We start from the raw sequence: 12,788 nt of genomic DNA, 5'->3' as shown, positions 1-12,788 counted from the left end.
TCAGTTCCCCTGTTTTTGATTGGTGGTTCTGGTTCAGGAATCGAGACGGCCAAGGACAATCGCGTCCTCGGCGTCCCAGGCGATCGGCACCGCGTCACCGACGGCGACCGGCTTGGCGAAGAAGCTGGTGTCGTCGACGATGACGGTAAAATCCTCAATGCCGGCGCCATTGACCGAGAGTTTTACGGTCGAGCCGCGATACTCGATATTGGCGGCGATGCCGGTGAAGCCGAGCCCGGTGGCCGGCGGGTCGCCGATCCGCACGTGGTCGGTGCGAATGGCGATATCGATCGGCTCGCCGATCGCCCTGCCCTGCCCGCTGGCCGCAAGCGAGGCGCCACCCGGCACATCGAAGACAACCATGCCGTCGCGGCTGCCGCTGACGCGGCCGGAGACGACGTTGTGATCACCCATGAAACGGGCGACAAACGCAGTGGCCGGCCGCTCAAAGACGGTGCGTGGATGCGCCGCCTGCTCGATGCGGCCGTCATTCATGACCACGATCAGGTCGGCGAGCGCCATCGCTTCCTCCTGGCTATGGGTGACGTGGACGAAAGTGATGCCGAGCGACGTCTGCAGCTTCTTCAATTCCGCGCGCATGCGGATCTTCAGGAATGGATCGAGTGCCGATAGCGGCTCGTCGAGCAGCAGCGCTTCGGGATCGGTGATGAGCGCGCGGGCCAGAGCGACGCGTTGCTGCTGTCCGCCCGAAAGCTGCGCCGGGCGGCGGCTGGCGTAGCCCTCCATCTGCATCAGCTTCAGCATATCGAGCGCCCTGGCGCGGCGCTGTTCCTTGCCGATACCCTTCATCTTGAGACTAAACGCAACATTGTCGATCAGGTCGAGATGCGGAAACAGCGCGTAGGACTGGAACATCATGGCGGTGCCGCGCCTGGCCGGCGGCAGGTCGGTGACCACAATGTTGCCGAGACGCACGTCGCCGCTCGATATGCTTTCGTGCCCGGCAATCATGCGCAGCGTCGAGGTCTTGCCGCAGCCGGACGGCCCGAGCAGGCAGCAATAGGTTCCCGCGGGGATTTTCAAGCTGATGTCTTCGACGGCAGTGGTGGCACCATAGATTTTCGAAACGGACACGATGTCGATTTCGGCGGCTTTGGACATCCGGCTTCCTCTCTAAATCAACTTAATCAAAGCATCATGCATGCCAATTGCCCTAGATCGGCCTCAAACAGTTGATTCCTTGGGAAAATCAGGATTGCCTTCGGCTGCCCCTCGAAACGGCACGCCTGCGAATGCACAAATTATAGGCGATAGCCGGCGATTCCCGCAAAAATCGTATGCAATCTTTTCCGGCATCGTATTCACTTTGGCCCTCTGCAAGCGACCCGATTCAGGGTAGAAGGGTGCCGGGACCATCATCATGAATATAGCCGACCAGACTTTCCCTGCTGTCGACAGTGCCAACGAGGATCGGGCCCAGGCGATTCGCGACCAGTTGCGCGACGCGATCGTCGACCGCCGGCTGGCGCCCGGAACCAAGCTGTCGGAAGGCGAGGTCGGCACTTTATTTGATGTCAGCCGCACCGTGGCGCGCGCGGCGCTGCAGATGCTCTCCTTCGAAGGCCTGGTGCGGACTGAGCGCAATCGTGGTGCCTTCGTCGCCAACCCGTCGCCGGAGGAAGCGCGTCAGGTCTTCGCTTCGCGCCGGCTGATCGAGCCCGGCATAGCGATTGCCGCAGCCGGGCGGATGACGCCGGACCATGTCGCTGCCTTCAAAGCGCAGCTCGATGAAGAGGGCCGCTTCATTGCCGAACGCGGACCAAATGCAAGACGGTCGGAAATCAAGGCTTCGGGGGATTTTCACCTGCTGCTGGCTTCGGTTGCCGGAAACGCCATCCTCCAGCGCTTCATGGAAGAACTGGTGGCGCGGTCATCGCTGGTGATCGCGCTCTATGGCCGCTCGGGCGTCTCGAGCTGCGGCCATAGCGAGCACATGAATATCCTGGAGGCGCTGGAAAATGGCGATTCCGAACGCGCCAGCGCGCTGATGCTGCACCACATCGACCATATCGAGGCCGACCTCGATCTGCGCGTCAGGAGCGGTCCGGCGCTCAGGCAGGCGCTCGAGTCCTGACGGTCATTACCGGAGGGACGCGAAAACCGCGCCCCTCAAAGCCGCTCGGCACGGATCTTCAGGATCTGGTACAGCAAATCGCGGATGCGCCGCAGCCTCATCGACAACTTCTGGCTCATCTGCATTCCAGTTCTGTTTCGCCACTGCCTGCGTCTGATCGCCTCACTCAGAAGGCTTGGGCCGCCATGGCCATTCCAACCAGCGAGGTGGCAACCCCCGCGGTGCGGACCGTCGTCGGCCAACGGCCGAGCTTGAAGACGGACAACACCCCGATCGCATGCAGCATCGACGTGGCGAGCATGAAACCAGCGGCGTAGGCGATGCCGCCGGCGCTCTCGGGAATCTCGAGGCCGTGGGCGTTGCCGTGAAAGAGGCCGAACAGGGCCGTCAGCGCCGCGGCAGCGGTCAACGGCAGCGGCCTGGCGAGGCCGACCATGGCGCCGAAGACCACCAGCGACAGCGCGATGCCGGTTTCAAGCGCAGGCAGGCCGATGCCGGCCATACCGAGCAAGGCCCCTGCGATCATGGCCGAGAGAAAGAACAGCGGGACAATCACAATGCTGCGGCCCCCGGCGCGAGCGCCGATGATGCCGACCGCGACCATGGCGAACAGATGATCCACGCCGAACACCGGATGTTCGAGGCCGGCGAAAAAGCCGTGGACGTGAGCGCCGCCGCTATGGGCAAACGCCAGCGACGGCGTGAGGGCGGCGAGAGCTGAAAGGATGCCAAGTCTTGCTGATGTTTTCATGGTTATACCTGTTCGATGAGAATGACGGGCTTTTTGGTTTCAGTGTCCGGGAATGGTGAATTGCGAAGCGGCGGAACGGTCTGCAAGGGCCCGCGCCGCGGCGAAGCCGAGCGGCTTTTGCTCAGCGCCATCGTGATAGATGAAAGCGAGGCGGCGGCGATGCGATGTCAGGCGCGCCGGCAGCGGGTGATAGGCGACGCCGGTGCCGCCGACGAGCGGCATGACCGCGCCGACGTCGACCAGATCCTCGGTTTCGACGCGCAAGAGATGAAGCCGCACGCCGTCCGCCCTCTCGCCAACAAACGGTATGCCGGCCAGACGCAAAAAGCTGGATGGGTCCGGCGCCCGCGCAAAGCCTTCGAGGAAGGCGGTTTCGACAAGGTCGAGGTCGACCGATGCGGGATCAACCGGCGGCTCGTGAGCCTTCTCCGGCAGATGCGGCGTCTGCCATTGCAGCGGCTTGCCAGCGGGCCCATTGTGGCCGGGGGCGTGCGGATGGTCATGATGGCCGTTCGGCCCGTGATGATGGTGGCCTTCGTCATGGCCATTATTGTGGTGATGATGATCGTCGTGCATGGTCAAAAACTCACCGGTTTGTCGATGATGGATTTGTGCTTGCCGAGGTTGCCGTGGGCGACCATCGAGCCAAGCGCCTCGACGACGACACGCACACCGAACAGCGCCGTGATGTCCGAGGTGTCGTAGGGCGGCGAGACCTCGACCACTTCCAGCCCGCAAATGCCGGGCGCCGTCACCAGCCCAAGCAGCTTGAGCGCCTCGCGCGGCAGGAAGCCGCCCGGCTCCGGCCAGCCCGTGCCGGGCACGAAACCGCAGTCCAGGCTGTCGACGTCGAAGGAGATGTAGACGGCGTCGGTGTCCTTCCATGCGAGCTCGAGCGCGATTTCCGCCGCCTTCTCAAGGCCCATCTGCTCGATGTCGGCAATGGTCAGCACGTTGGTGCCGCGCTTCCTCGCCTCGGCGACGCCGTAGCGGGGGACCTGCCAGCCGCCGATGCCGAGTTGCACGAGATTGGTCGCCGAGACGTTCGGCAGGTTGGTCGCCCAGTACCAGGGCGTGGTGTGCATGCGCTCGTCGAGATCCTTTTCCTGGATGTCGATATGGCGGTCGAAATGGATGATGCCGATGCGTTTCGAGGTCACGTCGGCGATGCCGCGCACGCAGGGAAAGCCGATCGAATGGTCGCCGCCCAGCATGATCGGCAGCGCGCCCGACGAGGCGACATGGCTGACGCCCTTGGTGATCTGGTCAAAACTCTTTTCGAGGTTGGCGGGAATGGTGAAGACGTCGCCGGCGTCGCACAGCGTCATCTGCTCGCGTAGATCGACGCCGAGCTCGTAATTGTACGGCGTGTAGAGCGCTGAGATACGGCGGATACCTTGCGGGCCGAAGCGGGTTCCCGGCCGGTAGGTGGTGCCGCTGTCGAAAGGGATGCCGATGACGGCCGCGTCATATTTGCCGACATCGCGGACGTTCTCGACATAGGGCGCCTTGAGAAAGGTGTTGATGCCGGCGAAATGCGGCAGCTCGCCGCGCGCGAATGTCGGGATCGACTTGTCGACGATCGACTCCGATCCCGGCAGGCCCATGTCGAGTGCCCATTGCTGCTCCTTGCGCCAGCCGCTTTCTGGCAGCTTGCCCTCGGCCTCGATCGACTTCCAGCCCTGCGTGCCGCGGGCGTCGAAATCGGGATGGTGAAAGCGTTCCCTGGCCTCCCGGGCGACGAGCCCTGCCCGGCGGTGGCTGCGTTCGGGGATATTTCTGGACATTCACGGTCTCCGTTACGACGCCGTCGTCGCCATTGCTGTATCCGGCCGGGTCGTCCCGACCATCGCGGCCACCTTGGCCAAGTGATGAGACGAAGCCCGGGTCTTGCGATCGAGCTTCAGATCGTAGGTGATCGTCGCGCCGTAAGCCGACGGGAACTGCGGATCGTGGCGCACCTTGTCGAAAACCAGCACACGGGTGCCGAGCTTGAAGGCCTCGCCGATATCGTGGGTGACCATCACCACCGTCATGCCGTGCTCGGTCCACAGCTCGGTCAGCAGGTCGTGCATCTCGACGCGGATGCCGGGATCGAGCGCACCGAACGGCTCGTCGAGAAGCAGGATCTGCGGACGGCCGAGCAAGGTCTGCGCAATCGCCAGCCGCTGCTGCATGCCGCCGGAGAGCGATGCCGGATAGAGATCGCGCGCATGGGCGAGCCCGACCCGCTCCAGCATGGCTTCGGCCTCTTGCCTGACCTTTCTGCGCCTGGCGCCGAAGACGCGACCAAACGGCCCGCCGGAGCGAAAGTCTTCGACCAGCAGCAGGTTCTGGATGGCGGTCAGATGCGGAAACACCGAATATCGCTGAAAGACGATGCCGCGCTGCGGCGTCGGCTCGGGAACGATCGGGCCATCGCCGACGATGACGACGCCGCTGCTCTGCTGCTCCTGGCCGAGCAGGATGCGCAGGAACGTCGATTTTCCACAGCCGCTGGCGCCGACCAGCGACAGGAATTCGCCGGCTTCGGCAGTGACGTTGACCCGCTCGAGCACGCGGGCATCGCCATAATTCTTTTCCAGTCCGTGAACGACAATGCGGCTCATCTGGCCTCCACCGGATGCGCCCAAGGGGACATCGCTTGGGAAAGCCGCACCAGCAGCCAGTCGGTGATCACGGCAAGCAGCGTGATCCAGGCGACATAGGGCAGGATGACGTCCATCGAGAGATAGCGGCGGACGAGGAAGATGCGGTAACCCAGCCCTTCGGTCGAGGCGATGGCTTCGGCAGCGATCAGGAACAGCCAGGCCGGCCCGAGTGCCAGCCGCACGCAGGTGATGAGGCGTGGCATGATCTGCGGCAGCACCAGCCGCAAGATCATGGTCCAGCTGTTGCCGCCAAGCGTCTGTGCCTTGGCCACCAGTTCGGACGGCAATTCCATCACCCGGTTGGCGATGTCGCGCACCATCACCGGCGCGACGCCAAGGGCGATCAGCGTGATCTTGGCCGTTTCGCCGAGGCCGAGCGCGATGAACAGGATCGGCAGCAGCGCCAGCGGTGGGATGACGCAAACGACGGTGACAAACGGCAGCAGGAAGGCGCGCACCCGCGGGATGAAGCCGATGGCGATGCCGAGCGAAAGCGCGGCGAACGTGGCCACGCCGACGCCCGCAAACAGCCTGAGAAGACTGGCATAGGTGTCGACCCATAGGATGAGGTCGCCGGAGCGTTTGTCCGGAACCGTGGCAAGGTCCAGAAAGGCCGACCACATCTGTGGCGGCGAAGGCAGCAGCTTGTCGCTGGGATTGACGGCCAGCCGTTGCGCCGAGGCGATCAGATAAGCGATTGCCACGAACAGGAACGGCAAGCCGCCGAGGAACAAGGCGCCGCCGCGCGAGACCTTCGTATTGATCATGCGAAGGCGTACCCTCGGCTTCGGCCGGGACGGGCGCGTGATGCCCTCCCCGCCCGTCGCGGAAGCTTCATCCCTGGCACTCATTCCCTTGGCCAGCATGTCGCGTCAGGGCGTTGCGGTTGCGGCCTCGGCCATGAAGGCTGGATCGAAACGCAGCTTGACGTTGTTGGCGTCGCCCAGCGTGGATCCGTCGGGAAAGCTCATACCGACCATGTCGACACTCGTCGCGTTGGTGCCGAGGATGCCGTGGCTGAACAGGAAGTTGCGGACCAGATCCATCGTCTTCGGCAATTCGGCGCCGTTGGTGAACTCGACCGCCTTGGCGGGGTCGAAGAACATTGCCGTCGAAGCAAGCTGCGCGTCGAAGCCGGCGAGGTCCGTACCGGACGCCTTGGCCATCTCCTCCTTGGCTGCCTTGCCTTCCGGCGTGTCCGAGGTCATCAGCTCCATCACCTCGTACCACGCGCCGGCAAGCGCCTTGCCCAGCGCAGGGTTGTCCTTCAGCGTCTCGGTGTTGACGACCATCATGTCGATGATCTCGCCGGGAATCTGCGAGGAATCGAACACTTTGTGCGCACCCGGCATGGCGACGATCTCGGACACCAGCGGATTCCAGGTGACGACGGAGGTGACGTCGCTGGTGCCGTAGGCGGCGACCATGTCGGCGTCGGAGGTGTTGACAACGGTGATGTCCTTCTCGGCGAGCTTGACCGTGTCCAGCGCCCGCGCCAGCAGGTAATGCGAGACGGAGAGCTCGACGAGATTGACCTTCTGGCCGGCAATGTCGGCGAGCGCGGCCTTGTCCTTGAGGATCACGGCATCATTACCGTTGGAGAAGTCGCCGATGATCACGGCGGTGGTGTCGACGCCGCCGCCGGCGGGGATCGACAGCGCGTCCATGTTGGTCATCGAACAGCCGTCGAAGCCGCCGGCGGTGTACTGGTTGATGCTTTCGACATAGTCGTTGATGCGGGTGATCTCGACATTGATGCCGTTTCTGTCGGCCCATTTCTTCATGATGCCGCTGTCGGCAAGATAGCCCCAAGGCATCCAGCCGACATAGATCGACCAGCATATCTTGAAGTCTTTCTTGGGCGCCGCGTCGGCGGCGGAAACCATGGGAAGGCTGAGTGATGCGGCTAGGATGATTGCGGCCAGCTTGCGAAGCATTGCGTACCTCTGTTGGCGATCCGGATTGCGACCGGACTTTTTGTTGGGGTTTGCGGAGCGCGCATCCGGGAGAGGTTCGCGCCAGCAAACCCGTGCAGGGTTCTCCCGGGATTTTGGCCCGCCGTGTTCCGCCGGATGCCTCAGTGCATCCCTGGCGGTCGCATCTCTTGGACCAGCACCGCTGTGTTGCGGCCGGAACCCTAGACGCTCTGCACATTACCAACGAAGCAAGGAGCATGCCAAAGCCGAATTATGCCAAAAGGCCGGGATTTGTGGAGCTGTGCGGCTTCGAGCGTTCGCACGAGTGACGCGAAAATCATCGCATCGCCGACGGATTGGGCAGTTTGCCGGATTGCGAGCTAGCAAGACATCCCGATCGAACCCGCCGGTTTCATCGAGTCAACCGCGGCAAAGACGGCGCTCGCCTCGCTGACGATGGAAACGTGATCCTTGGCTGCTTGTCCTGCGGCAGCGCCGTCGCCGCGCATGATTGCGGTAACGATGACGTTATGCTCCTGCCAGGATTTGGCCAGGCGGCCCGGCAGCATGAATTGCGCGCGCCGGAACGGCGCCAGCCGGCTGCGGGTCATGACGGTCAGTTCATAGATGTGCTTGCTGTGCGCGCCGCGATAGAGCCGAGTGTGGAATTCGGTGTTGAAATACTCGTAGTCCTCCTCCGCACGCAGTTGCACGAGGCGCGCGGATGCCTGGTGCTCGATTTCGAGCGCTCGGCGCTCGGCGGTGGTCATGCGCTCGGCTGAGAACCGCGCGCAGATCGCTTCAAGCTCGGCCATGCTCTCGAACATCGAGGCAAGGTGCTCCTGCGTCACCACGGCGACGGTGGCGCCGCGGTTGGGCCGCCTTTCGACCAACCCCATGGCGCTCAGCCGGCCAAGCGCCTCCCTGACGGGGGTGCGCGACACGTCGAAACGGGCAGCGAGCGAGGCCTCGTCGAGCTTTTCGCCGGGGCGCAGGAAGCCGGTGACGATCCGGTCGCCGATCGCCCTCACCATCTGATCGACGGTCGTTCCCGACCTGATCAAGCTGCGCTTCCTCGACATTCTCCTCCGTCCAGTCTCTTGCAGAGTCGAGTGGCTCGCCGAAACTTTCGACTCGGACGCGTCCTCTATGCCTCAATTTTAATCTACCTGTCAAACTGACTATTCGAAAGGCAGAAAGTGTATGCAATTGCCTTTCTCTTGAGCACGGCAAATCGGCACGGTAACTGATTTAATTGGATAAATTCTATCTTTTGAACTGGCACAGCGATTGCATGCACTTTTACGAGAAGGGAATTAATCGACCCGAAAAGGGTTCAACAGGGAGCATTCACATGACCGAGAGATTCATGCTTAGCCGCCGCCTTAGCCGCCGCGAGTTGCTCAAGACCTCCGCCGCCGGAGCGGCGCTCGGTCTGGCCTCGGCGTCATTCCCGATCAGCAGGGCGTTCGCCGCCGCCCTCACTGTCGGCTTCATCTATGTCGGACCAAAGGACGACTACGGCTACAACCAGGCGCATGCCGAGGGTGCCGCCACATTGAAGGCCATCGAGGGCGTCTCCGTTGTCGAGGAGGAAAACGTCCCCGAGACGGTCGATGTCCAGAAGTCGATGGAATCGATGATCAACCTCGATGGCGCCTCGCTGATCTTCCCGACCTCGTTCGGCTATTTCGATCCGCACATGCTGGCCATGTGCGCGAAATTCCCCGACGTGCAGTTCCGGCATTGCGGCGGCATGTGGAACAAGGACAAGCATCCGATGAATGCCGGTTCCTATTTCGGCTATATCGGCTTGGGCCAGTATCTCAACGGCGTCGCCGCCGGCCACGCCACCAAGACCAAGAAGATCGGCTTCGTCGCCGCAAAGCCGATTCCGCAGGTCCTGCTCAACATCAACTCCTTCCTGCTCGGCGCACGCTCGGTCGACCCGACCATCACCTGCCAGGTGATCTTCACCGGCGAATGGTCGCTGGCGGTCAAGGAGGCGGAAGCCACCAATGCACTGGTCGATCAGGGTGCCGACGTCATCACTTGCCATGTCGACAGCCCGAAAGTCGTGGTCGAAACGGCGGCGGGACGCGGCGCCTTCATCTGCGGCTACCATGCCAATCAGAGCCCGCTGGCGCCGGAAAAATATCTGACCGGCGCGGAATGGAACTGGGCGAAGGTCTACAAGATGTTCGTCGACGACCTCGTGGCCGGCAAGCCGCTGCCCAATTTCACGCGCGGCGGACTGGCCGACGGCTTCGTCAAGATGAGCCCGCTCGGCCCCGCCGTCAGCGAGGCGGCGCGCGCGCAGTTCGACGGCACGCTCGCCGAAATGATGAAGGGCGGCTTTTCGGTGATCAAGGGACCGTTGAAGAACAACAAGGGCGACGTCGTCGCAACCGAGGGCCAGACCTTCGTCGAGGCCGCGATCGAGCTGGAAAGCATGGACTATCTCGTCGAGGGTGTCGTCGGCTCGACCGCTTGAGCATGGATCGGAGACGGGGGCCATGGCAGACACCGTGAGCAGTGCGAGCGTGCCAGTGATGCTCGGCGCCCAGGGCTATCCGACGGCGCTCGAATGGATCGCCCGGCGGGCGGAAGCCTTCGTCATCCCGCTCGCGGCACTGATCGTCGGCATGGCTCTGTTCAGCCTGTTCATCGCGCTGGTCGGCAAGTCGCCCATGCAGCTCTATGAAACGATGTGGCGCGGCGGCTTCGGCTCGTGGTTCTCGATCCAGAACTCGCTGTCGCGGGCCGCACCCTTGCTGCTTGCGGCGCTCTGCGTGGCACTGCCGGCCCGGCTTGGCCTCGTCGTCATCGGTGGCGAAGGCGCGATCGTGCTGGGGGGTGTTGCCGCGGCTGCGATGGGCGTGGCCACCAGCGGCGCCCCCGCCTTTTTCGTTATTCTTGCCATGGGCGTGGCGGGCCTGGCCGCCGGCGGCATCTGGATCGGTGCCGTCGGCGCGCTGCGCCACTACCGTGCCGTCAACGAAACGATATCGAGCCTTTTGATGGCCTATATCGCCATCGCCCTGATAAACCATCTGGTGGAAGGGCCGCTGCGCGATCCCGCCTCGCTCAACAAACCCTCGACCGAGCCGCTGGCTGAGACCTACCGCATCGGCAATATTCCGGGCATGGACGTGCATTGGGGCCTGGTCGTCGGTGTGATCGCCTGCATTCTGTCCTGGCTGCTGATTGAAAAGACCCGCTGGGGCTTCGCCGCCCGCATCGCTGGCGGCAACGTCAGGGCAGCCCAGGTGCAGGGACTTGCCGTCGGGCCGCTGATCGTCGGTTTCACCGCGCTGGCCGGCGGCTTCGCCGGCCTTGCCGGCATGCTGGAAGTCGCCGCCGTGCAAGGCAGCGCCAACGCCTCGCTCGCCGCCGGCTATGGGTATACTGGTATCCTGGTCGCCTTCCTCGCCCGCCACAATCCGCTCGCCATCATCCCAGTCGCCTTCCTGCTTGGCGGCATCGACGCCTCCGGCGGGCTGATCCAGCGCCGCATGGATCTGCCCGACGCCACCGTGCTGGTGCTGCAAGGCATGCTTTTCGTCGTCATCCTGTTCAGCGAAACCTTCTACGGCCGCTTCAAGGCATTCAATCCCGACCTCTGGCAGAGGGGCGATCTCTTGAAGGGGCCCGATCTCTTGAAGGGGCCCGATCTCTTGAAGGGGCCCGATCTCTTGAAGGGGATTGCCTGATGGACGCGACCGAGATCGGCCTCTGGGGCGTTCCGCTCGCCATGCTCGGCGGCGCCATCCGCGTGTCGACGCCCTTCATCTTCGTGTCGCTGGGCGAAGCCATCACCGAGCGTTCGGGGCGCATCAATCTCGGTCTCGAAGGCACGCTGGTGTTCGGCGCGATGACCGCCTATGCCGTGGCGGTGATGACCGGCTCACCATGGCTCGGCCTGCTGGCCGCCGCCGCCGCCGGTCTTTGTTTCGGCCTGTTCCACGGCTGGATCTGCAAATTCCGCGGGGTTAACGACATCGCCATCGGCATTGCGCTGATGCTGTTCGGCTCGGGTCTCGCCTTCTTCTTCGGCAAACCGTTCATCCAGCCCTCGGCGCCCGACCTGCCGGCCATCCCCTTTGGCGGCTGGTCCGATGTTCCGCAGGTGCAGGCGGCGCTCAGCGTCAACGTGCTGTTCCTGATCGGCGCAGCACTTGCCGTGTTCCTGTGGTGGGCTTTCCGCAACACCCGCGCCGGCCTGATCCTGCGCGTGGTCGGCGACAGTTCCGACGCCGCGCGCGCCATGGGGCTCAACCCGAACACGGTGCGCCTCCTCGCCACCGGCCTCGGCGGCGCGCTGGCCGGAATCGGCGGCGCCTATCTGTCGCTCTACTATCCCGGCAGCTGGACCGAGGGCATTTCGTCGGGACAGGGGTTGATGGCGGTGGCGCTGGTCATCTTCGCGCGCTGGAACCCGCTCGGCTGCTTTGCCGCCGCGCTGCTGTTCGGCGGCGCCGGCGCGCTCGGGCCGGCGCTGCAATCAGTCGGCGTCACGCAAGGATACTACCTGTTCTACGCCGCACCTTACATTCTCACCCTCGTCATCATGATCGCCACTTCGTCGCCGAGCCGTTCTCTGGCTGGCGCGCCGGGCGAACTGTCGATCACCAAATGACGTTTCCAGACTGGAGTTTTGCTCAATGAACGCCAGAGCCGAGGTCACGCAGCGGTACATCGACGCCGACCCCTATCCATGGCCCTACAATGGCGAGCTTCGGCCCGACAACACGGCGCTGATCATCATCGACATGCAGACCGATTTCTGTGGGCCGGGCGGCTATGTCGATCATATGGGCTACGATCTGTCGCTGGTGCGGGCGCCGATCGAACCGATTAGATCGGTGCTGTCTGCCATGCGGGCGAAGGGCTACACCATCATTCATACGCGCGAGGGCCACCGGTCCGATCTCGCCGACCTGCCGGCCAACAAGCGCTGGCGCTCGCGCCGCATCAATGCCGGCATCGGCGACCCCGGACCCTGCGGGCGCATCCTGGTGCGCGGCGAGCCGGGCTGGGATATCATTCCGGACCTCTATCCGGCCGAAGGCGAGCCGATCATCGACAAGCCGGGAAAGGGCTCGTTCTGCGCCACCGACCTGGAGCTGATTCTCAACCAGCGCGGCATCGAAAACATCGTGCTGACCGGCATCACCACCGACGTCTGCGTGCACACGACGATGCGCGAAGCCAACGACCGCGGCTTCGAATGCGTGATGCTGGAGGATTGCTGCGGGGCGACCGACTACGGCAACCATCTCGCTGCGATCAAGATGATCAAGATGCAAGGCGGCGTGTTCGGCGCGGTGTCGAACTCGGCGTCCTTCGTTGCCCAGTTGCCATGAGGTTCGACC

The 12,788-nt window shown here is 63.6% G+C and carries 13 protein-coding genes and 1 riboswitch; of the genes, 5 read left to right on the top strand and 8 right to left on the bottom strand.

Going from position 1 to position 12,788, the window contains the following annotated elements; genetic code table 11:
* Positions 1–33: 33 nt before the first annotated feature.
* Positions 34–1,122: an ABC transporter ATP-binding protein gene (locus NMG70_RS15250; RefSeq protein ID WP_254025302.1), complete on the bottom strand. Its 1,089-nt coding sequence runs from the start codon at positions 1,120–1,122 to the stop codon at positions 34–36.
* A 259-nt stretch (positions 1,123–1,381) separates the two neighbouring features.
* Between NMG70_RS15250 and NMG70_RS15245 the strand changes: the two genes are divergently transcribed.
* On the top strand, positions 1,382–2,095 hold the full coding sequence (locus NMG70_RS15245) for a GntR family transcriptional regulator (RefSeq protein ID WP_254025301.1): 714 nt from the start codon (positions 1,382–1,384) through the stop codon (positions 2,093–2,095).
* A 166-nt stretch (positions 2,096–2,261) separates the two neighbouring features.
* Here NMG70_RS15245 and NMG70_RS15240 read toward each other — a convergent pair whose 3' ends face one another.
* From NMG70_RS15240 to NMG70_RS15210, 7 genes are all read right to left on the bottom strand, one after another.
* Positions 2,262–2,846, bottom strand: coding sequence for a HupE/UreJ family protein (locus NMG70_RS15240; protein ID WP_254025300.1), 585 nt, complete (start codon positions 2,844–2,846; stop codon positions 2,262–2,264).
* A gap of 39 nt (positions 2,847–2,885) precedes the next feature.
* Positions 2,886–3,422 carry a hypothetical protein gene (locus NMG70_RS15235; RefSeq protein WP_254025299.1) on the bottom strand — a complete coding sequence of 179 codons (537 nt, stop codon included), beginning with the start codon at positions 3,420–3,422 and terminating at the stop codon, positions 2,886–2,888.
* A 2-nt stretch (positions 3,423–3,424) separates the two neighbouring features.
* Positions 3,425–4,633: an agmatinase family protein gene (locus NMG70_RS15230; protein ID WP_127289529.1), complete on the bottom strand. Its 1,209-nt coding sequence runs from the start codon at positions 4,631–4,633 to the stop codon at positions 3,425–3,427.
* A 12-nt stretch (positions 4,634–4,645) separates the two neighbouring features.
* The gene (locus NMG70_RS15225) at positions 4,646–5,455 is read right to left on the bottom strand and encodes an ATP-binding cassette domain-containing protein (RefSeq protein WP_254025298.1); all 810 of its coding nucleotides are present in this window, start codon (positions 5,453–5,455) and stop codon (positions 4,646–4,648) included.
* A complete protein-coding gene (locus NMG70_RS15220) occupies positions 5,452–6,264 on the bottom strand; it encodes an ABC transporter permease (RefSeq protein ID WP_254025297.1) in 813 nt (270 codons plus the stop codon). The genes NMG70_RS15225 and NMG70_RS15220 overlap by 4 nt, the downstream gene beginning before the upstream one ends.
* A 105-nt stretch (positions 6,265–6,369) precedes the next feature.
* A complete protein-coding gene (locus tag NMG70_RS15215) occupies positions 6,370–7,434 on the bottom strand; it encodes a putative urea ABC transporter substrate-binding protein (protein ID WP_254025296.1) in 1,065 nt (354 codons plus the stop codon).
* Positions 7,435–7,534: 100 nt separating this feature from the next.
* Positions 7,535–7,649, bottom strand: a riboswitch (guanidine-I (ykkC/yxkD leader).
* A gap of 144 nt (positions 7,650–7,793) precedes the next feature.
* The gene (locus tag NMG70_RS15210; RefSeq protein ID WP_254025295.1) at positions 7,794–8,495 is read right to left on the bottom strand and encodes a GntR family transcriptional regulator; all 702 of its coding nucleotides are present in this window, start codon (positions 8,493–8,495) and stop codon (positions 7,794–7,796) included.
* 272 nt (positions 8,496–8,767) lie between these two features.
* On the opposite strand from NMG70_RS15210, the gene NMG70_RS15205 reads away from it, so the two are divergent.
* From NMG70_RS15205 to biuH, 4 genes are read left to right on the top strand one after another with little or no spacing between them, the layout of a single operon-like run.
* Complete coding sequence (locus NMG70_RS15205; protein ID WP_254025294.1) at positions 8,768–9,907, top strand: BMP family ABC transporter substrate-binding protein; 1,140 nt, start codon at positions 8,768–8,770, stop codon at positions 9,905–9,907.
* 58 nt (positions 9,908–9,965) lie between these two features.
* Positions 9,966–11,126, top strand: a complete 1,161-nt coding sequence (locus NMG70_RS15200; protein ID WP_254025415.1) for an ABC transporter permease — start codon at positions 9,966–9,968, stop codon at positions 11,124–11,126.
* Positions 11,126–12,052 (top strand): ABC transporter permease, encoded by a 927-nt coding sequence (locus NMG70_RS15195; RefSeq protein ID WP_254025293.1) that lies wholly within the window; start codon positions 11,126–11,128, stop codon positions 12,050–12,052. The genes NMG70_RS15200 and NMG70_RS15195 overlap by 1 nt, the downstream gene beginning before the upstream one ends.
* A gap of 25 nt (positions 12,053–12,077) precedes the next feature.
* Positions 12,078–12,779: a biuret amidohydrolase gene (biuH, locus tag NMG70_RS15190; RefSeq protein ID WP_254025292.1), complete on the top strand. Its 702-nt coding sequence runs from the start codon at positions 12,078–12,080 to the stop codon at positions 12,777–12,779.
* Positions 12,780–12,788: the final 9 nt, after the last annotated feature.

Origin of the sequence: Mesorhizobium ventifaucium, from assembly GCF_935822925.1 — a bacterium.
In the GTDB taxonomy this organism is placed as follows: Bacteria; Pseudomonadota; Alphaproteobacteria; order Rhizobiales; family Rhizobiaceae; genus Mesorhizobium; species Mesorhizobium ventifaucium.
The sequence above is the reverse complement of the archived record's forward strand: the minus strand, read 5'-3'. Positions and strand labels throughout refer to the sequence as shown.

Bases quoted from the DNA above. Each gene is read 5' to 3' on its own strand.
- NMG70_RS15210 (WP_254025295.1), bottom strand. From the start codon at position 8,495: ATGTCGAGGAAGCGCAGCTTGATCAGGTCGGGAACGACCGTCGATCAG.
- NMG70_RS15225 (WP_254025298.1), bottom strand. From the start codon at position 5,455: ATGAGCCGCATTGTCGTTCACGGACTGGAAAAGAATTATGGCGATGCC.
- NMG70_RS15250 (WP_254025302.1), bottom strand. From the start codon at position 1,122: ATGTCCAAAGCCGCCGAAATCGACATCGTGTCCGTTTCGAAAATCTAT.
- NMG70_RS15245 (WP_254025301.1), top strand. From the start codon at position 1,382: ATGAATATAGCCGACCAGACTTTCCCTGCTGTCGACAGTGCCAACGAG.
- NMG70_RS15240 (WP_254025300.1), bottom strand. From the start codon at position 2,846: ATGAAAACATCAGCAAGACTTGGCATCCTTTCAGCTCTCGCCGCCCTC.
- NMG70_RS15220 (WP_254025297.1), bottom strand. From the start codon at position 6,264: ATGATCAATACGAAGGTCTCGCGCGGCGGCGCCTTGTTCCTCGGCGGC.
- NMG70_RS15205 (WP_254025294.1), top strand. From the start codon at position 8,768: ATGACCGAGAGATTCATGCTTAGCCGCCGCCTTAGCCGCCGCGAGTTG.
- biuH (WP_254025292.1), top strand. From the start codon at position 12,078: ATGAACGCCAGAGCCGAGGTCACGCAGCGGTACATCGACGCCGACCCC.
- NMG70_RS15195 (WP_254025293.1), top strand. From the start codon at position 11,126: ATGGACGCGACCGAGATCGGCCTCTGGGGCGTTCCGCTCGCCATGCTC.
- NMG70_RS15235 (WP_254025299.1), bottom strand. From the start codon at position 3,422: ATGCACGACGATCATCATCACCACAATAATGGCCATGACGAAGGCCAC.
- NMG70_RS15230 (WP_127289529.1), bottom strand. From the start codon at position 4,633: ATGTCCAGAAATATCCCCGAACGCAGCCACCGCCGGGCAGGGCTCGTC.
- NMG70_RS15200 (WP_254025415.1), top strand. From the start codon at position 9,966: ATGCTCGGCGCCCAGGGCTATCCGACGGCGCTCGAATGGATCGCCCGG.
- NMG70_RS15215 (WP_254025296.1), bottom strand. From the start codon at position 7,434: ATGCTTCGCAAGCTGGCCGCAATCATCCTAGCCGCATCACTCAGCCTT.